The sequence below is a fragment of the Microbacterium atlanticum genome (genome assembly GCF_015277815.1).
Taxonomy (GTDB): Bacteria; Actinomycetota; Actinomycetes; order Actinomycetales; family Microbacteriaceae; genus Microbacterium; species Microbacterium atlanticum.
This window is the reverse complement of the sequence record NZ_CP063813.1, coordinates 493,576-508,802: the sequence shown is the minus strand read 5'-3', so window position 1 is coordinate 508,802 and position 15,227 is coordinate 493,576. Positions and strand designations below refer to the sequence as shown.

Below are 15,227 nucleotides of genomic sequence, written 5' to 3'. Positions count from 1 at the left end.
TCGCGCAGCGCCGCGCGACCCGACGACCCGAAGGACCTCCCGAGGTGACGATGTCCACAGGCATGGCGACCGAAGCGAATCCGGCTGCGGAGGTTCCCACCGGCAGCGGTGACGCCCGCGGCGCCGTGATCCTCTCGGGGGTGACGAAGTACTACGGCGACCACGCCGCCGTCGACGACCTCTCGCTCACCGTGCAGCCCGGCGAGTTCATCTCGCTGCTGGGCCCGTCGGGCTGCGGCAAGACCACGACCCTGCGCATGCTCGCGGGATTCGAGCAGCCGGATGCCGGAGACATCCGCATCTCCGGACGCCCGGTGCGCGGCGTCCCGCCCTACCGGCGCGACGTGAACACGGTCTTCCAGGCGTACGCGCTGTTCCCGCACCTGTCGGTCGCCGAGAACGTCGCCTACGGCCTGCAGCAGCGCCGCACGCCGAAGGCGGAGGTGCGCGAGCGGGTGACGCAGGCCCTCGACCTGGTGCAGATGCGGCGATTCGGCGACCGCAAGCCGACGCAGCTGTCGGGCGGCCAGCAGCAGCGCATCGCGCTGGCGCGCGCACTCGTGAACCGGCCGGCGGTGCTGCTCCTCGACGAGCCGCTGGGCGCGCTGGACCGCCAGCTCCGCGAGGAGATGCAGCTGGAGCTGAAGCTCCTCCAGTCGCGCCTGGGCATCACCTTCATCTTCGTGACCCACGACCAGGGCGAGGCGCTCTCGATGAGCGACCGCATCGCGATCATGCGCTCGGGCCGCATCGAGCAGCTGGCCGACGCCGACACGGTCTACGCCCGTCCGGCGTCCGCCTACGTGGCCGCATTCGTCGGTCAGCAGAACTTCTTCCGCGGTCCGACCGCCGAGGCGGGGGCCGCCATCGCCTCCCCGCACGCCCTGGTGCGGGCCGGCGCCCCGGTGCTCACCGGCACGAACCTCGGCGAGGCCGCCGTGCGTCCCGAGTACATCCGCATCGAGCGCGACGCCGCGTACGGCGCCACCGCCGCCGAGGCGAACACGACGCGCGGCGAGCTGATCGGCGTCTCGCACCTCGGCGACACGATGCAGTACCTCGTGCGGCTCGGCCCGGACCAGAGCCTCATCGTCCGGCGCCCGACGCCCGACGCGCCGTCGCTCACGCTCGGGGATGACGTCGTCTGCACGTGGGCCGCCCACCACGTCCTCCTCTTCCCCGCGGCCGACGAGGGCGCCGCCGAGCAGGGCGGATACATCGCGCCCCCGACGGCCTGACCCGGCCTCCCACCCGGACCACGCATCCCGACGACCGAACCCGACCCCGACCCCCGAACCCGACCCACCCCCGAACCCGACCCACTCCGAACCCGACCCATCCCGCGACCGACCCCGTGCCCGACGGGCGAGCCGCCGCCGCGGCATCCGTCCCGCAGCATCCGACCCGAACCAGGAGCCCTCGTGACCCAGCCTCGGAACCCGCTTCGCATCCTCGCTCCCGAGGGATCCGCTCCGTCGATCGTGCGCGAACTGTCGCGCCGCCGCTTCCTGAGCCTGGCCGCCCTCGCCGGCGGCGCGACGGTGCTGGCCGCGTGCTCGCCGGGCGGCAGCGGATCCCCCGCGCCCCAGGCGACGGGCGGCGACCTCGAGAGCACCCTCTCGGTGTACACGTGGGGCGACTACGACTCGCCCGATGTCGTCGCTGCGTTCACGGACGAGCTCGGCCCGAAGGTGACGCTCGACTCGTACTCCTCGAACGAGGAGCTCATCGCCAAGCTCGTGGCCGCGAAGGGCACCTCGGGGTACGACATCGTCGTCCCGACCGGCGTCTTCATCCCGCAGATGATCGAGAACGGCCTGCTGACGAAGTTCAACAAGGACCTCCTGCCGAACATGGCCAACATGGACCCGGCTTTCCTCGGCCGGGCGTGGGACCCCGGCAACGACTACTCCGTCTGCAAGGCGTGGGGCACCACGGGATTCGTCTACGACAAGACGGTCATCACCCGTGAGCTGCGCACCTGGGCCGACTTCTTCGACGCCGCCCAGAACGAGGCCAGCGGCAAGACGGCGATGTCCGACGACCCGGCCGGCATCATCGGCGCCTACTTCTGGGCGAACGACACGGACTGGAACACCGACGACCCCGCCGAGCTCGAGGCGTGCCGGCAGTTCCTCGTCGAGCAGATCGCCCCGCACATCTCGGCCTTCGACTCCTACCCCGGCACGAACGCCATCCCGCAGGGGACCCAGGTGCTGATGCAGGCGTGGAACGGCGACGCCCGTCTCGGGCTGCTCGAGTCGAGCGAGCCCGACCGCTGGCAGTGGGTGCTGCCGGGCCCGCAGACCGAGCTGTGGATGGACAACTGGGCCATCGCCGCCGGCGCGCCGCACCCCGAGGCCGCCCATGCGTTCATCGACTTCTCGATGACCCCCGAGAACCTCGCGCTGAACCTCGACTACATCGGCTACAACGTCGGCGGCAAGGACATGGAGGCCGCCGCGACCGAGGCCGGCCTGGAATACGCCGACATGATCTTCTTCACGCCCGAGCAGCTCGAGACGATGCACGAGCAGGAGCTCAACGACTCGCAGACCACCCGCGTGGAGATCTACAACGAGATGAAGGCCGCTGCCGGTGCCTGAGAGCCGCCGTTCGGCGGGAGCCGCGCTCGCCGTCCCGGCGTGGGTGTGGCTGCTGCTGTTCTTCGTCGCGCCGGTCGCGATGGTGGTGTGGTTCAGCTTCGGCTACAAGCCCGGTGTCTTCGGCACCCACGCGAACGACATCCTTTCGTTCGACCGGTATCTCGAGGCGGTGTCGCCGACCTTCTTCGCGACCTTCGCGAACACCCTGTGGGTGGGCGTGATCGGAACCGTGCTGTGCTTCCTCATCGGCGCGCCCGTGGCGTACTGGATGGCGTTCAAGGTCAAGCCGCAGCGGCGCGGCCTGCTCATCGCGCTGGTGCTGGTGCCGTTCTGGACCAACTTCCTCGTGCGCACGATCGGGTGGCAGGTGATCCTCGCCCCCGAGGGGTGGCTCTCCGCGCTCCTGCAGGGAATCGGGGTGCTCGACGGCCCGCTGGAGCTGCTGTACACGCGGACGGCGGTCGTCATCGGCGTCGTCTACAACTACCTGCCGCTCATGATCCTGCCGCTGTTCGTCGCGTTCGATCGCGTGGGCCCGGCGCTGCGCGAGGCGTCGAAGGATCTCGGCGCCGGCAAGGCGACCACGTTCTTCCGCGTGACGCTTCCCCTCTCGCAGCCCGGCATCATCGCAGGCGTGCTGCTGGTGTTCATCCCGCTGATGGGCGACTACATCACCGCGACCGTGCTCGGCGGCGCGAAGGGCAACATGGTCGGGCAGCTGGTCGCCAGCCAGTTCCAGACGGCGCAGAACTGGGCGCTGGGCTCGGCCATGGCGGTGCTGCTGATGCTCGTGATCATGGTGACGATCGGCGTCGCGGCCGTGCTCATCTGGCTGATCGCACTGCCCTTCCGTCACCGGAACCGGCTCACGCTCGGTGCGGATGGCGGGACCCCGAAGACGGATGCCGCGCCCGCCGCGGCCGCGGAGGTGACGACGTGACTCCCCCCGAGACCATGACCGCGACCGAGACGATCCTGCAGGCGCAGCAGCCCGACCCCCGCACGCCGCGGGCGGCCCGCCGGCGGGCACGGCGATCGTGGTCGGACATCGCGCTGAACGTGTGGGGCGTCCTGGTGATGCTCTTCCTGTTCCTGCCGATCATCGTCATCGTGATCTACTCCTTCAACACCGGGCGCCTGCTGGTCTCGTGGGACGGCTTCGGGTTCGACGCCTTCGCCACGATCCTCGAGAAGCCCGCGATCCAGAGCGCGGTGCGGGTGTCGCTCATCACCGCGCTGATCGCCGCGGTCATCGCGACGGTCCTCGGCACGCTCGCCGGCATCGCCATGGCGCGCCACCCGGGCAGGTGGGTCTGGTGGTTCCTCGGACTGCTCCTGCTGGTGTCGGTGACCCCCGAGATCGTCGACGCCGTCGCACTCCTGCCGTGGCTGGTGTTCCTCGGCCAGGATCTCGGCCTCACCATGTTCAACGACGGCATCGTGCGCCTCTCGGTCGGCTCGTCGCTGTTCGCGACAGCCGTGGTCTCGTACATCGTGCGTGCCCGCCTGGTCGGGCAGGACGCGCACCTGGAGGAGGCATCCGCAGACCTCTACGCCAAGCCGTTCACGACCTTCCGCCGCGTGACCCTCGCCCTCGCGATGCCCGCGGTGCTCGCCGGGTTCCTCCTGGCGTTCACGCTGAGCCTCGACAACACCATCGTCGCCGCTTTCGTGCAGGTGTCGGGCACGACGCCGTGGCCGGTCTACGTGCTGAGCGCCGTCCGGTCGGGGCTGCGACCCGAGGTCGCCGCGGTGTCGACGATCATGCTGCTGCTGACCCTTGTCGCCCTCGCGCTCGTCGCGCTCGTGCTCCGGCGCGCCGGCGACTCGGCGACGCAGATCGCCCGCACCATGACGGGCGGCTGAGCCCAGGGAGGACCCCGCTGTGACCTACGCCGACCTCGTCTTCACCGGCGGCCCGGTCTTCACGGCGAACACCGTGCGGTCCCGCGCGGGCTCGGTCGCCGTCCGGGACGGCCGCATCCTGGCCGTCTCGCCGGGCGATCTCGCTGAGCTCGTCGGCCCGTCGACCGAGGTGGTCGACCTCCGCGGGCGCATGCTGATCCCCGGGTTCCAGGACGCCCACGTCCACCCGGTATGGGGCGGCCTCGACATGCTGCGCTGCGACCTCTCGGCGCTCGGCACGGCGCCGGACTACCTCGACGCGATCGCGCGATACGTCAGCGAGCACCCCGATGACGAGTGGATCCTCGGCGGCGGCTGGCAGATGTCGGCGTTCCCGGGTGGCACGCCGACGGCGACGGCCCTCGACACGGTGACCGGCGGCCGGCCGGCCTTCTTCCCCAACCGCGACGGCCACGGGGCGTGGGTGAACTCCGCCGCGCTCCGGCGCGCGGGGATCGATCGCGACACTCCCGACCCCGCCGACGGCCGCATCGAACGCCGCCCCGACGGAGCGCCCTCCGGGACCCTCCACGAGGGGGCCATGACGCTCGTCAACCGCCTGCTCCCCGAGGAGCCGATCGAGCGTCTCACCGAGGCGCTGCTCCTGGCCCAGGGCTACCTGCACTCGCTGGGCATCACCGCGTGGCAGGACGCCATCGTCGGATCGTACGGGGATGCCGGCGACCCGGGTCCCGCGTACCTGCAGGCGGCGTCCGCAGGGACGCTGACGGCGCGGGTGGTCGGCGCCATCTGGTGGGACCGCACGAAGGGGGTCGAGCAGATCCCTTCGATCCTCGAGCGCCGCAAGCGGTACCGGGGCGGCCGCTTCACCGCCACGTCGGTCAAGGTCATGCAGGACGGCGTCGCAGAGAACTTCACCGCCGCGATGCTCGAGCCGTACCACGACGGGCACGGGCACTTCACCGACAATTCCGGCATCTCGTTCGTCCCCCCGGAGATCCTCAACGAGGCCGTGCCGCTGCTGGACGCCGAGGGCATCCAGGTGCACTTCCACGCGATCGGCGACCGCGCCGTACGGCAGTGCCTCGACGCCGTCGAACACGCGATCGCGCGCAACGGCGCCCGTGACAACCGCCACCACATCGCCCACATCCAGGTCGTGCACCCGGAAGACGTGCCGCGGTTCCGCGATCTGGGCGTCGCGGCGAACATGCAGTCGCTGTGGGCGACCTACGAGCCGCAGATGGTCGAGCTGACGCTGCCCTTCCTCGGCGAGGCCCGCAGCGCGTGGCAGTACCCCTTCGGCGACCTGCTGCGCGCCGGCGCGGTCCTCGCGGCGGGAAGCGACTGGTCCGTGTCCACGCCCGACCCGATGGCGGCGATCCACACCGCGGTAAACCGCACCGCGGCGCCCGGACACGAGGAGGGCGAGTACGATCCCTTCCTTCCCGAGCAGGCGATCGACCTGGCGACGTCGCTCACCGCGTACACCGCGGGCTCGGCGTGGGTCAACCACCTCGACGACGTCACCGGCACCATCGAGGTCGGAAAGCTCGCTGACCTCGTCGTGCTCGACCGCGATCCGTTCGCCGGACCCGCCGACGCGATCGGCGCGACCCGCACGCTGCAGACCTTCGTCGAGGGCGAGCGCGTCTTCGCCGCCCCCGATGCCTGACCGCTCCCCGCTCGCCCGCTCGCTGCCCGCGGGGGGCTCCTATGCTGTTGCGGTGACCCGACTCCTGCTGCTCATCGACATCCAGCGCGACTACTTCCCCGGCGGGCGACGCCCGCTGGTGGGAGCGGATGCCGCCGCCGACGCCGCCGCAGGCCTGCTCGCCGGCTTCCGCACGACCGGCCAGCGGGTCGTGCACGTGCAGCATGTGTCGGACGACGCGGATGCCTCGTTCCTCGCGCCGGGCTCGCCGGGAGCGCAGTTCGACGCCCGCGTCGCGCCGGACGGCGAGGAGCACGTCGTGGTCAAGCACGAGCCGAACGCGTTCCTCGGCACCGGGCTGGAGGCGCTGCTGCGCGCAGCAGCGCCGGACGAGATCGTCGTGGCCGGGATGATGTCGAGCATGTGCGTGGATGCCACGGTGCGTGCGGCATCCGATCTCGGCTTCCCCCTCGCGGTGGCGGAGGACGCGTGCGCCGCGCCCGACCTCACGCTCGGCGACCGGACCGTCCCCGGCGCCCAGGTGCACGCGGCGTTCATGGCGGCGCTGGACGGCACGTACGCGCGCGTCTCCACGGCGCAGGCGCTCGCGGGCGAGCTCGCCTCCCGCTGAGGCCGGGCGCCGGGCTGCGGGCGGCTGACCCCGCGGCGCGACAACCTGTCCGACCCGCGCGGCAACTCCCGACACCGTCCGCCCCCGGCCGCGGCGTCGACCCGTCAGGATGGGATCACCCTCTTCGCATCGGAGTTGATACCCGTGGGCACGACCGTCTTCGAAAGACAGCGGCCGGCAGCATCCGTCGTCCAGCACTCCCTCGCCGACACGAAGCACGCGATCTTCTGGCGGGACGACCTTCCCGCAGCCCTCACGCCCGACCGGCCCGCGCTCAACGGGACGACGCGCGCGGACCTCGTGGTCGTCGGGGGCGGTTACACGGGCCTGTGGACGGCGCTGCTCGCCACCGAGCGCGATCCCGGTGCCAAGGTCGTCGTCCTCGAGGCGCAGCGGGTGGGGTGGGCAGCGTCCGGTCGCAACGGCGGGTTCTGCGAGGCGAGCCTCACCCACGGTCACGAGAACGGCATGGCCCGATGGCCCGACGAGATGCCGGTGCTCGAGCGCCTCGGGCGCGAGAACCTCGATGCGATCGAGGCCGCCGAGGCGCGCTACGGCATGGACTTCCAGTTCGAGCGCACCGGGCAGCTGGCCCCCGCCGTCGAACCGCATCAGGTCGACTGGCTGAAGGAATGGGCGGCCGAGGGCGAGGAGGGCGTGGTCTATCTCGATCAGGACGAGGCGCAGGCAGCCGTCCACTCCCCGACCTACCTCGCCGCGGTGTGGGAGCAGCACGCGTGCGGCATGCTCCACCCCGCCCGTCTGGCAGCCGAGCTCGCCCGGGTCTGCGAAGAGCGCGGAGTCGAGATCTTCGAGCGCTCGCGCGTCACGGGACTCGACACGAGCGGCGCCGGAGTGGACGCGCTGACCGAGCGCGGGCGGGTCGAGGCGTCACGCGCCGCGCTCGGGACCAACGTGTTCCCGTCACTCATCAAGCGCAACCGGCTGATGACGGTTCCGGTCTACGACTACGTGCTCATGACGGAGCCCCTCACCGACGACCAGCTCGCCTCGATCGGGTGGCAGGACCGCCAGGGGATCGGAGACCTCGCCAACCAGTTCCACTACTACCGGCTGAGCAGGGACAACCGGATCCTCTTCGGCGGGTACGACGCGATCTACCGCTACGGCCGCCGCCTCGACCCCGCGTACGAGCACCGGCCCGAGACGTGGCGCACCCTCGCGAGCCACTTCTTCACCACGTTCCCGCAGCTCGAGGGGCTGCGGTTCACGCACCAGTGGGCAGGCGCCATCGACACGTCGACGCAGTTCACCGCGTTCTTCGGCACCGCGCGCGCCCGCCGCATCGCCTACGCCGCCGGTTTCACGGGCCTGGGTGTGGGATCCACCCGCTTCGCCGGCGCGGTCATGCTCGACCTCCTGGACGGCGTGCAGAACGAGCGCACGGAGCTCGAGATGGTGCGCAAGCGCCCGCTGCCGTTCCCGCCGGAGCCCGCCGCGTCGATCGGCATCAACGCGACGCGGTGGTCGCTCGACCGCGCCGACCACAACCGGGGCCGGCGCAACCTGCTGCTGAAGACGCTCGACGCCCTCGGGCTGGGGTTCGACTCGTGAGGGCCGGAGTCGCGACGCGGCTCAGCGGCCCGCCGACCTCCGCACGAGGAGCGCGAGGTGCAGGGCCGTCTGCGTCTCGCCGTCGTCGAGGTCGGCGCCCAGCAGCTCCTCGATGAGCGCGAGGCGCTGGTAGAACACCGACCGGGACAGGTGGGATGCCCCGGCCGCCGCGGTGCGGTTGCCGGGGTGGGCGAGCATCGCCTCGAGCACGTCCAGCAGGTCGCCCGAGCGCGACAGATCGTGGGCGATGAGCGGTGCCAGCATGCGCTCCCCGTGCTCGAGCACCCGGTGGTCGTCGCGCAGCGCCGTGATCAGCTGGACGAGTGGGCGGTTGTCAGCCCGGCGCAGCTGCGGCCCGCGGCCCGCGCGGCGTCGGCGACCCCCGGCGAGGTCGACGGCCTCGTGCACGGAGGCGAGGGCGGCGTCGATGCCCTCGGCGGCGCGCCCGATCGACACGGTCACGCGCTCGGCCTCCGCCGGCTCGACGAGCGATCGCGCGAAGGCGAGCACGGCGGCGTCGTCGAACACGGCGTCCGCCGGAAGCGACACGAGCACGGTCGCGGCAGGCGGCACGACTCCGGCGGGCGCCGAGCCGGCCAGGGCCCGGCCGCGGAGCGCGCGGGCTGCGGCATCCGCCCGCTCCGCCGCGACGGGCGCACCCGCCACGACCAGGCCGTACAGCTTCGCGCCGCGCAGCGGCAGGCCGGCGGCCTCCAGGCGCGCCGCTGCGCCGCCGACGCCGGCGAAGCGCCCGGCCAGCAGGCCGTCGACCAGGCGGCGCCGGCCGATGCGCGCCCACTCGTCGACTTCGCCGTCGGCCAGCCGCCCCACCGCGAGCGCGATGGCGCCCTGTTCGAGCACGGCGGTGCGCCCTGCGGGATGCTCGGGCCCCGGGAGCGCGATGAGGTTCCCCCAGCGGATGCCGCGCGCCTCGACGGGCACGATGAGCCAGTCGTCCGGGCCGGCGGGCAGCCCCCGTTCACGTCGCTGCTCCGCGCGCCGGTGGGCCGACCGCGACCGCAGCTCCCACTCGGTGAAGAGCTCCTCCTCCATCGCCAGCGGCACCTCCGCGGCCACCACCTCGTAGCCGAGGTTCTCCAGCACGATCGGCGCGCCGAGCGTCTGCGCGAGCTGGTGCACGATGAAGTCCGCGGGAGACCCGCGCAGCACGAGCGCTGTGAAGCGCTCGCGCACCTCGTCGCGCGCACGCAGGGCATCGGTCTGGCCGGTGATGATGCGGCTGTGGACCGCCTCGGTGAGCGTGACGAACTTCACCTCGCGATGCAGCACGACCAGGGCGAGCCCGCGCTCGCGCGCGGCCTCGACGACCACGGGCGGCACGGCACGGTAGTGCGTGCCGAGTTCGAGCACGAGTCCGGAGAGCCCGGCGTCGGCCAGCTCGCCGACGAACCGGCGCAGTTCGGCCGGCTCGGCGGGCCATGCCGACCCGGTGGACAGCAGCAGCTCGCCGCCGTCCAGCAGCCGGGCGACGCCGGCGCTGTCCGAGACGTGCAGCCAGCGCACCCGCGCGTTCAGTGCCGCGTCGCCGACCAGCACTTCGGGGACCCCCTGCACGACAGCATCCAGCGCGATCACCTCGCGCACCGTCGGGAGGGTCTCATTCGCTGATGGGGCGGCCGGACGATCCGTGTGGATCGCCCGGGCACTGCGTCGGTCGGGCACCGTGATCGTCGCCGTTTCTTCCAGGAGGGGACGAGTCCAGCCTAGGCGATCGCCGCACGATCTGTCCGAATGGCGCTGCGCGGGGCGGCGCGCGGCACGTTCCCGCGCCAGCCGCTCCCCGCCCGGCAATCCGCTCCGTATCCCGGTTCCGAAGATTTGGCAAGCCCCGTGCATCCAAGACATCCGATGCGCGGGAATGAATCATCAAAGGTTGAGGTTATTCCTGTACTCGGCACCTTCCGGTGCCGCAGGAGGGGACAGTGGGCAAGAACTACGTCGACATCGAGAACGACCAGGGTGAGACGCTGCGCTATCGCAAGCACGCCAATGGCCGCGGACTGATCGCGCATGGAGCCAAGGTGCACCCGAGCGCCATCGTCGAAGCGGGGGCGTACGTCGAACCGGGAGTGCAGATCGCGGCGGGCGCGCACGTGGGCCGCGGCGTGTGGGTCGAAACCGGTGCCGTGATCGGACCCGATGCCCGCATCGCGCCCCACGCCCACATCGGTCCGCGCGCCGCGATCGGACCGCGCGCGAAGATCGGCGTCCGCACGCACGTCGGGCACGACGCCCGCGTCGCCGGGGGGTCGCTGATCGGCGACGATGAGACGATCGGCGACGGCGAGCGCGTCGCCACCGACAAGCGCGGACTCCGCCTGGCCGCCTGACGACCCTCCCGACGTCGCCACAGGCCCGTAGGCTCACGGGGTGCGCATACGTGTCCTCGTCGGCATCCTGCTGGTCGTCATCGCCGGCGCCGCGCTGTGGTGGTTCGCCGGCCGCGGCGAGGAAGCGACTGCGGACCGGCGGGCGACGGCGGCGGCTGTGCCGCCGATCCCGGCCGACGCCTTCGAGATGACGGTCGAGAGCGTCCATGACGGCGACACGCTCCGCGCGCGCGTCGCGACGCCCAACCCGATCGTCGGCGACCGCGGATCGACGCGGATCCGCCTGCTGGGGATCGACACCCCCGAGGTCTCGCCCGAGGTCGACTGCTGGGGCGCGGAGGCGACGGCGGTGCTGACCTCGCTCGTGCCCGCGGGGTCGACGATCTGGGCGGCCGCAGACGTGGAGTCCCACGACCGGTACGGCCGGACGCTGCTGTACGTCTGGACGCCGGACGGCCGCTTCGTCAACGGTGAGCTGGTGGCGCAGGGCGCGGCACGCGTCGAGGTGTACGCGCCCAATCGCCGCCACGAAGCGCTGCTGCGTTCGCTGCAGGACGCCGCGATGTCCGAGCCGGCCGGGCGCTGGCGCGCGTGCGGCGGGTGACCGACGTCGCTCGGACGTCGGGGGGTGTCAGGCGAAGAGGAACAGCACGAAGCCAATGAGCGGGAGCGTCCCCTGGATGAGCGCGGGCCGCAGATACTTCGTCCCGGTCGTGAGCAGGACGAGGGCGGCGGCCACCATCGATCCGAGGCCGAAGAGCACGAGCGCCAGCCCCGCTGCCCGCACCGCGCCTGAGTCGGCGCCGGCGTAGAGCAGCACGAGACCGATCACGACTCCGACGGCGAGGAAGAGGTTGTAGAAGCCCTGGTTGTACGCCATCGGCTTCGTCGCGTCGGCGGCCGCCTGGTCGGCCACGCCGAATCGGCGCCAGATCCTCGGCTGCGACCACTGCACGCTCTCCATCACGAAGATGTACACGTGCAGCAGCGCCGCCAGCGCCGCGAAGACCGTCGCCAGGATCGCCACCATGAGCGAACGATAGCGCCCGGCTACGCTGAGAGGTATGGCGAAGGGCGGGTCGCGCGGGCGAGGTCGCGGCACGCCGCCTCCGCGGGGCCGCACCGCCGGCCGCGCGCAGAAGCCCGCCGTCCGGCCCCGGCGCCCGCAGCCGTCCCCGGGCCCTTCGCCCGAGCCGCCCGCCGCACCGCCGCCGATCTTCCGGCTGGGGGCGGTTCCGGGCGCGACGCCCGGCCGGTGGATCGACACGTGGAACGAGCGGATGCCGCAGACCGCACTCGAGCTGATCAGCCTCCCCGTCGCCGGCCAGCGCCGGGCTCTCCTCGACGGCGATGTCGACGCGGCGCTGGTGAGACTCCCGCTGGAGAAGGACGGGCTCCACGTCATACCGCTCTACGAGGAGGTGCCGGTCGTGGTCTGCGCCCGGGACTCGCACCTCACCGCGGCGGACGAGCTCGCCATCGCGGACCTGGAGGGCGAGGTGCTCATCGTCCCGGACGACGACGTGCTCGGCATCCGGGTCCCGGGAGCGCTGCCCCCGGCGTTCGCGGCTCCCGCCGACACGGCCGAGGCGATCGCCACGGTGGCCGCAGGGGTCGGGATCGTCGTCGTCCCGATGTCGGTGGCGCGGCTGCACCACCGCAAGGACGCGGACCACCGCCCCCTCGCCGACGGCCCCCGCTCCACGGTCGCGCTCGCGTGGGTCGCCGAGCGGACGACGTCGGCGGTCGAGAGCTTCGTCGGGATCGTCCGCGGCCGCACCGCCAACTCATCGCGCGACTGACCACCGGCCGGACATGGGGAGGGGTGCCGCCCCAGTTCCCATGCGGCACCCCTCATGGACCGGCGTCGAGACACGCAGCCCGAACTGCGTTCCCCGAGGTCTCGCGTCGCTCCGACCCCCATCGGCATGCCGAGCCGGTCCGATGATCAGGAGCGCGCGGCATCCGCCCTGATACACGAACGGGAGAAGTTCTCAGAAACCCGCGCCGTGGACCTGGAACGGCGCCACGATGCCCGTGCGCTCCGCCGCCTCGGCGAGCGCGACCGACGGCGCCACCCCGGCCGCGAGACCCTCGTGGACCGCGCCCAGCAGCTCGCAGGCGTTGTCGTCCGCCACCACGACGGGCGCCGCGATCACGCTGCGCGTGCCGGCGTGCAGCCAGATGCGGGTCATGCCCAGTGCCTCCTCACCCCACCGCACCGACGAGCGGCCGACCTCGCAGGCCGACAGCACGACGGTCTCGGGCACGCGCGGGATCAGGTCGATGTCGTAGCCGAAGAGCGCGCCGTCGGCCAGCTCGAGGCCGGAGAACATCGGGTTGTCGGCGGCGTGCCGCCCGTGGGCGGCGATGTGCAGCACGCCCACGCGGGAAGCCAGCGCCGTCACGTCCGCAACGGTGGCGTCGTCGCCCGCACGCACGTCGGCCCGCCGCCAGGCGGCCGACCCGGCGGTCACCTCCTCCTCGCCACGGGCCACCCGGGGCCCCGCGGCGAATCCCGCTGCTTCCGGGGGCACCCACTCGCGCGCGCGCTCCCGGACCCAGGCCGACACCGACGACGCGATCGAGATCGGGCGGCGGCGGAGCGCGGGAAGCATCATCCACGGCACCCCGGACAGGACTCCGGGCGCCGTGATGAGCACCCGCTCCGCCCGATCGAGGACGCCGTCGATCGGCCCGCAGAGGATCTGCGACAGGGTCTCCAGCCGGGCGTCCAGGCCGCGGCGCACGACGGCGGCCATGGGACCGCGCACCACGGCGGCCGACATGTCGAGGTCCGCCCGCAGCCCCCTGAGCGCGGTGCGCGCGGCCGCCCAGTCCAGACCGACGAGCTGCGAGCCGTTCCTCGACACGACCAGCGCGGCCAGCTGCGTCCCGTCGAAAACGTACGCGACGAGGACTTCGCCGTCGGCCAGCTCCCCCCTCGCCTCGTCGAGCGTCGCACGTCCGGTGTGCTCGCCCGCCGCGGTGTGGCTCCACTGCCGCTCGCGTGTGCGGTCACGCAGCAGCGCGGCGCGCGGGTCCGAGAGCCAGTCCCCGTCCGGCTGCGCCGCGCGCAGCACCCGCAGCTCAGCCAGGTCCGCCGCGAGGTCCGGATCGGGCGGCGGGCGCAGGGGCAGCACGAATCCGGTGAGGGCCCGAGCCCGCTCGGACCACTCGAACACGGCGGCGTGACTGCGCGACCGCAGCGCCGACGACAGCCCGGTCGTGGCGAGCCCGGTGCCCCGCATCGCGGCCGAGACCTGCAGGTCGAGACTGCCGAAGGACCGCCGGTGCCGGTCGAGAAGGTCCAGCCCGGCCGCGGCGTGCCTGCGCGTGTCGTGCTCCCGGCCGAGCGCGGCCGCGTGCGCGGCGCGCAGCTCGTGTGCGAGCAGTCCCACCTCGAGCGGCGTCCGAGGTCCGACACGCGGCGCCGGCACGGCCTTCACTTCTCGATGATCCGTGCGGATGCGCGCCAGCGCGTCGGTGAGCCGGAGCGCCTCGGCCTCGGAGCGGAAGCCCTGCGCCTCAAGGTCGTCGGCGACGGCGGCCACCTTCGCCGGCGACGGCAGCCGGCGAGGCGTCCGCACCGGCATGCCGCTGCGATCGAGCCGGCCGACGGCGAGGCGCGCGCGAAGCCCGATCGCCTCGGCGCGGACGGCCCACCCGGGGCTGCCGATCGCGGCGAACCGGCGGGCGGATGCTGTCGCCACCGTCGCCGCGCGCTCGGGGTCGTGACTGAGCAGCGACCGCGCGAGGTGGTAGTCGGCGGTCGCGCGGTCGCGCGGAGCGCGATGCCGGCCGAACACCGCCGACACCGCCGACAGGCTTCGCTCGGCCTCCGTCACGAGCCCGGCCTCCCGGAGCACCTCCGCACGATCGAGCTCGTTCACCGCCGCCCACATTGTGGACGCGTCGTCCAGCGGCTCGCGCACCGCCTGCATCGTCTGCAGAGCCGCCACGAGGTCGCCCGCGAGCATCAGGGTGTATCCGCGGTTGTGCACCGCGAGGTCCGCCTCGGTCCCGAGCCCCGCCTCCCGGTAGGTGTGCTCGGCCGCGGCGAGGTCGGCCATCGCGGCGTCGAGCTGCCCGCGCTGCATGTCGACCAGGCTGCGGTTGATCCTCATGTTGGCCTGCCGCACCGGATCGTCACGCAGTCCGCGGATGCTCTTGTCGAGCCAGGACGCGGCGTCGTCGAGCAGCCCGCGCTCCAGGGCGAGGGCACCGAGCTGTCCGTGCAGCTGGGCGACGGTGACGGCATCCAGTCCGCCCTGGGCGAGCGCCTCGAGGCACAGCCGCTCACCCGCGTCCACGTCCCCCATGCGGGCGAGGACGTACGCGGTGGTGCCGGCGATGCGCGCCGTCAGGTTGCGGTCGCCGTCGCGCTCTGCCGCGTCGCTCGCTTCTGCGAGCATGCGCCGCGCGTCGGTGTACCGGCCGCGGTTGGCGAGCTCGACCCCGCGGGCATACCTCGCCCCCGCGTCGATCCGAGTCCCCATGGAGCAATCATGGCGCGAAGAGCGTCCGCACAGCGACGACGGGCG

At 72.7% G+C, this 15,227-nt stretch carries 13 protein-coding genes; 10 read left to right on the top strand and 3 right to left on the bottom strand.

What is annotated here, in order from left to right; translation table 11 throughout:
- Positions 1 to 50 precede the first annotated feature (50 nt).
- The 7 genes from IR212_RS02205 to IR212_RS02175 all read left to right on the top strand — a co-directional run bounded on the left by IR212_RS02205 (position 51) and on the right by IR212_RS02175 (position 8,332).
- Complete coding sequence (locus IR212_RS02205) at positions 51 to 1,238, top strand: ABC transporter ATP-binding protein (protein WP_194398475.1); 1,188 nt, start codon at positions 51 to 53, stop codon at positions 1,236 to 1,238.
- Between the two features lie 183 nt (positions 1,239 to 1,421).
- A complete protein-coding gene (locus IR212_RS02200; RefSeq protein ID WP_194397400.1) occupies positions 1,422 to 2,606 on the top strand; it encodes an ABC transporter substrate-binding protein in 1,185 nt (394 codons plus the stop codon).
- On the top strand, positions 2,599 to 3,546 hold the full coding sequence (locus IR212_RS02195; RefSeq protein ID WP_228479443.1) for an ABC transporter permease: 948 nt from the start codon (positions 2,599 to 2,601) through the stop codon (positions 3,544 to 3,546). Before IR212_RS02200 ends, IR212_RS02195 begins: the two co-directional genes overlap by 8 nt.
- Positions 3,543 to 4,472, top strand: a complete 930-nt coding sequence (locus IR212_RS02190; protein ID WP_228479442.1) for an ABC transporter permease — start codon at positions 3,543 to 3,545, stop codon at positions 4,470 to 4,472. The genes IR212_RS02195 and IR212_RS02190 overlap by 4 nt, the downstream gene beginning before the upstream one ends.
- Before the next feature lie 19 nt (positions 4,473 to 4,491).
- Positions 4,492 to 6,147 (top strand): amidohydrolase, encoded by a 1,656-nt coding sequence (locus tag IR212_RS02185; protein ID WP_194397399.1) that lies wholly within the window; start codon positions 4,492 to 4,494, stop codon positions 6,145 to 6,147.
- A gap of 52 nt (positions 6,148 to 6,199) precedes the next feature.
- Complete coding sequence (locus IR212_RS02180) at positions 6,200 to 6,757, top strand: cysteine hydrolase family protein (protein ID WP_194397398.1); 558 nt, start codon at positions 6,200 to 6,202, stop codon at positions 6,755 to 6,757.
- Between the two features lie 144 nt (positions 6,758 to 6,901).
- A complete protein-coding gene (locus IR212_RS02175) occupies positions 6,902 to 8,332 on the top strand; it encodes an NAD(P)/FAD-dependent oxidoreductase (RefSeq protein ID WP_194397397.1) in 1,431 nt (476 codons plus the stop codon).
- A gap of 21 nt (positions 8,333 to 8,353) precedes the next feature.
- On the opposite strand, the gene IR212_RS02170 is transcribed toward IR212_RS02175, so the two are convergent.
- The gene (locus IR212_RS02170) at positions 8,354 to 9,937 is read right to left on the bottom strand and encodes a PucR family transcriptional regulator (RefSeq protein ID WP_194397396.1); all 1,584 of its coding nucleotides are present in this window, start codon (positions 9,935 to 9,937) and stop codon (positions 8,354 to 8,356) included.
- Between the two features lie 338 nt (positions 9,938 to 10,275).
- On the opposite strand from IR212_RS02170, the gene IR212_RS02165 reads away from it, so the two are divergent.
- Both IR212_RS02165 and IR212_RS02160 read left to right on the top strand, forming a co-directional pair.
- Complete coding sequence (locus IR212_RS02165) at positions 10,276 to 10,683, top strand: LbetaH domain-containing protein (RefSeq protein WP_194397395.1); 408 nt, start codon at positions 10,276 to 10,278, stop codon at positions 10,681 to 10,683.
- A 40-nt stretch (positions 10,684 to 10,723) separates the two neighbouring features.
- Positions 10,724 to 11,287: a thermonuclease family protein gene (locus tag IR212_RS02160; RefSeq protein WP_194397394.1), complete on the top strand. Its 564-nt coding sequence runs from the start codon at positions 10,724 to 10,726 to the stop codon at positions 11,285 to 11,287.
- Between the two features lie 27 nt (positions 11,288 to 11,314).
- Here the strand turns inward: IR212_RS02160 and IR212_RS02155 are convergent, their stop codons facing one another.
- A complete protein-coding gene (locus IR212_RS02155; RefSeq protein WP_194397393.1) occupies positions 11,315 to 11,713 on the bottom strand; it encodes a DUF1304 domain-containing protein in 399 nt (132 codons plus the stop codon).
- Between the two features lie 34 nt (positions 11,714 to 11,747).
- On the opposite strand from IR212_RS02155, the gene IR212_RS02150 reads away from it, so the two are divergent.
- Complete coding sequence (locus IR212_RS02150) at positions 11,748 to 12,485, top strand: substrate-binding domain-containing protein (protein WP_194397392.1); 738 nt, start codon at positions 11,748 to 11,750, stop codon at positions 12,483 to 12,485.
- 192 nt (positions 12,486 to 12,677) lie between these two features.
- Here IR212_RS02150 and IR212_RS02145 read toward each other — a convergent pair whose 3' ends face one another.
- The gene (locus tag IR212_RS02145) at positions 12,678 to 15,182 is read right to left on the bottom strand and encodes a CHAT domain-containing protein (protein ID WP_194397391.1); all 2,505 of its coding nucleotides are present in this window, start codon (positions 15,180 to 15,182) and stop codon (positions 12,678 to 12,680) included.
- Positions 15,183 to 15,227: the final 45 nt, after the last annotated feature.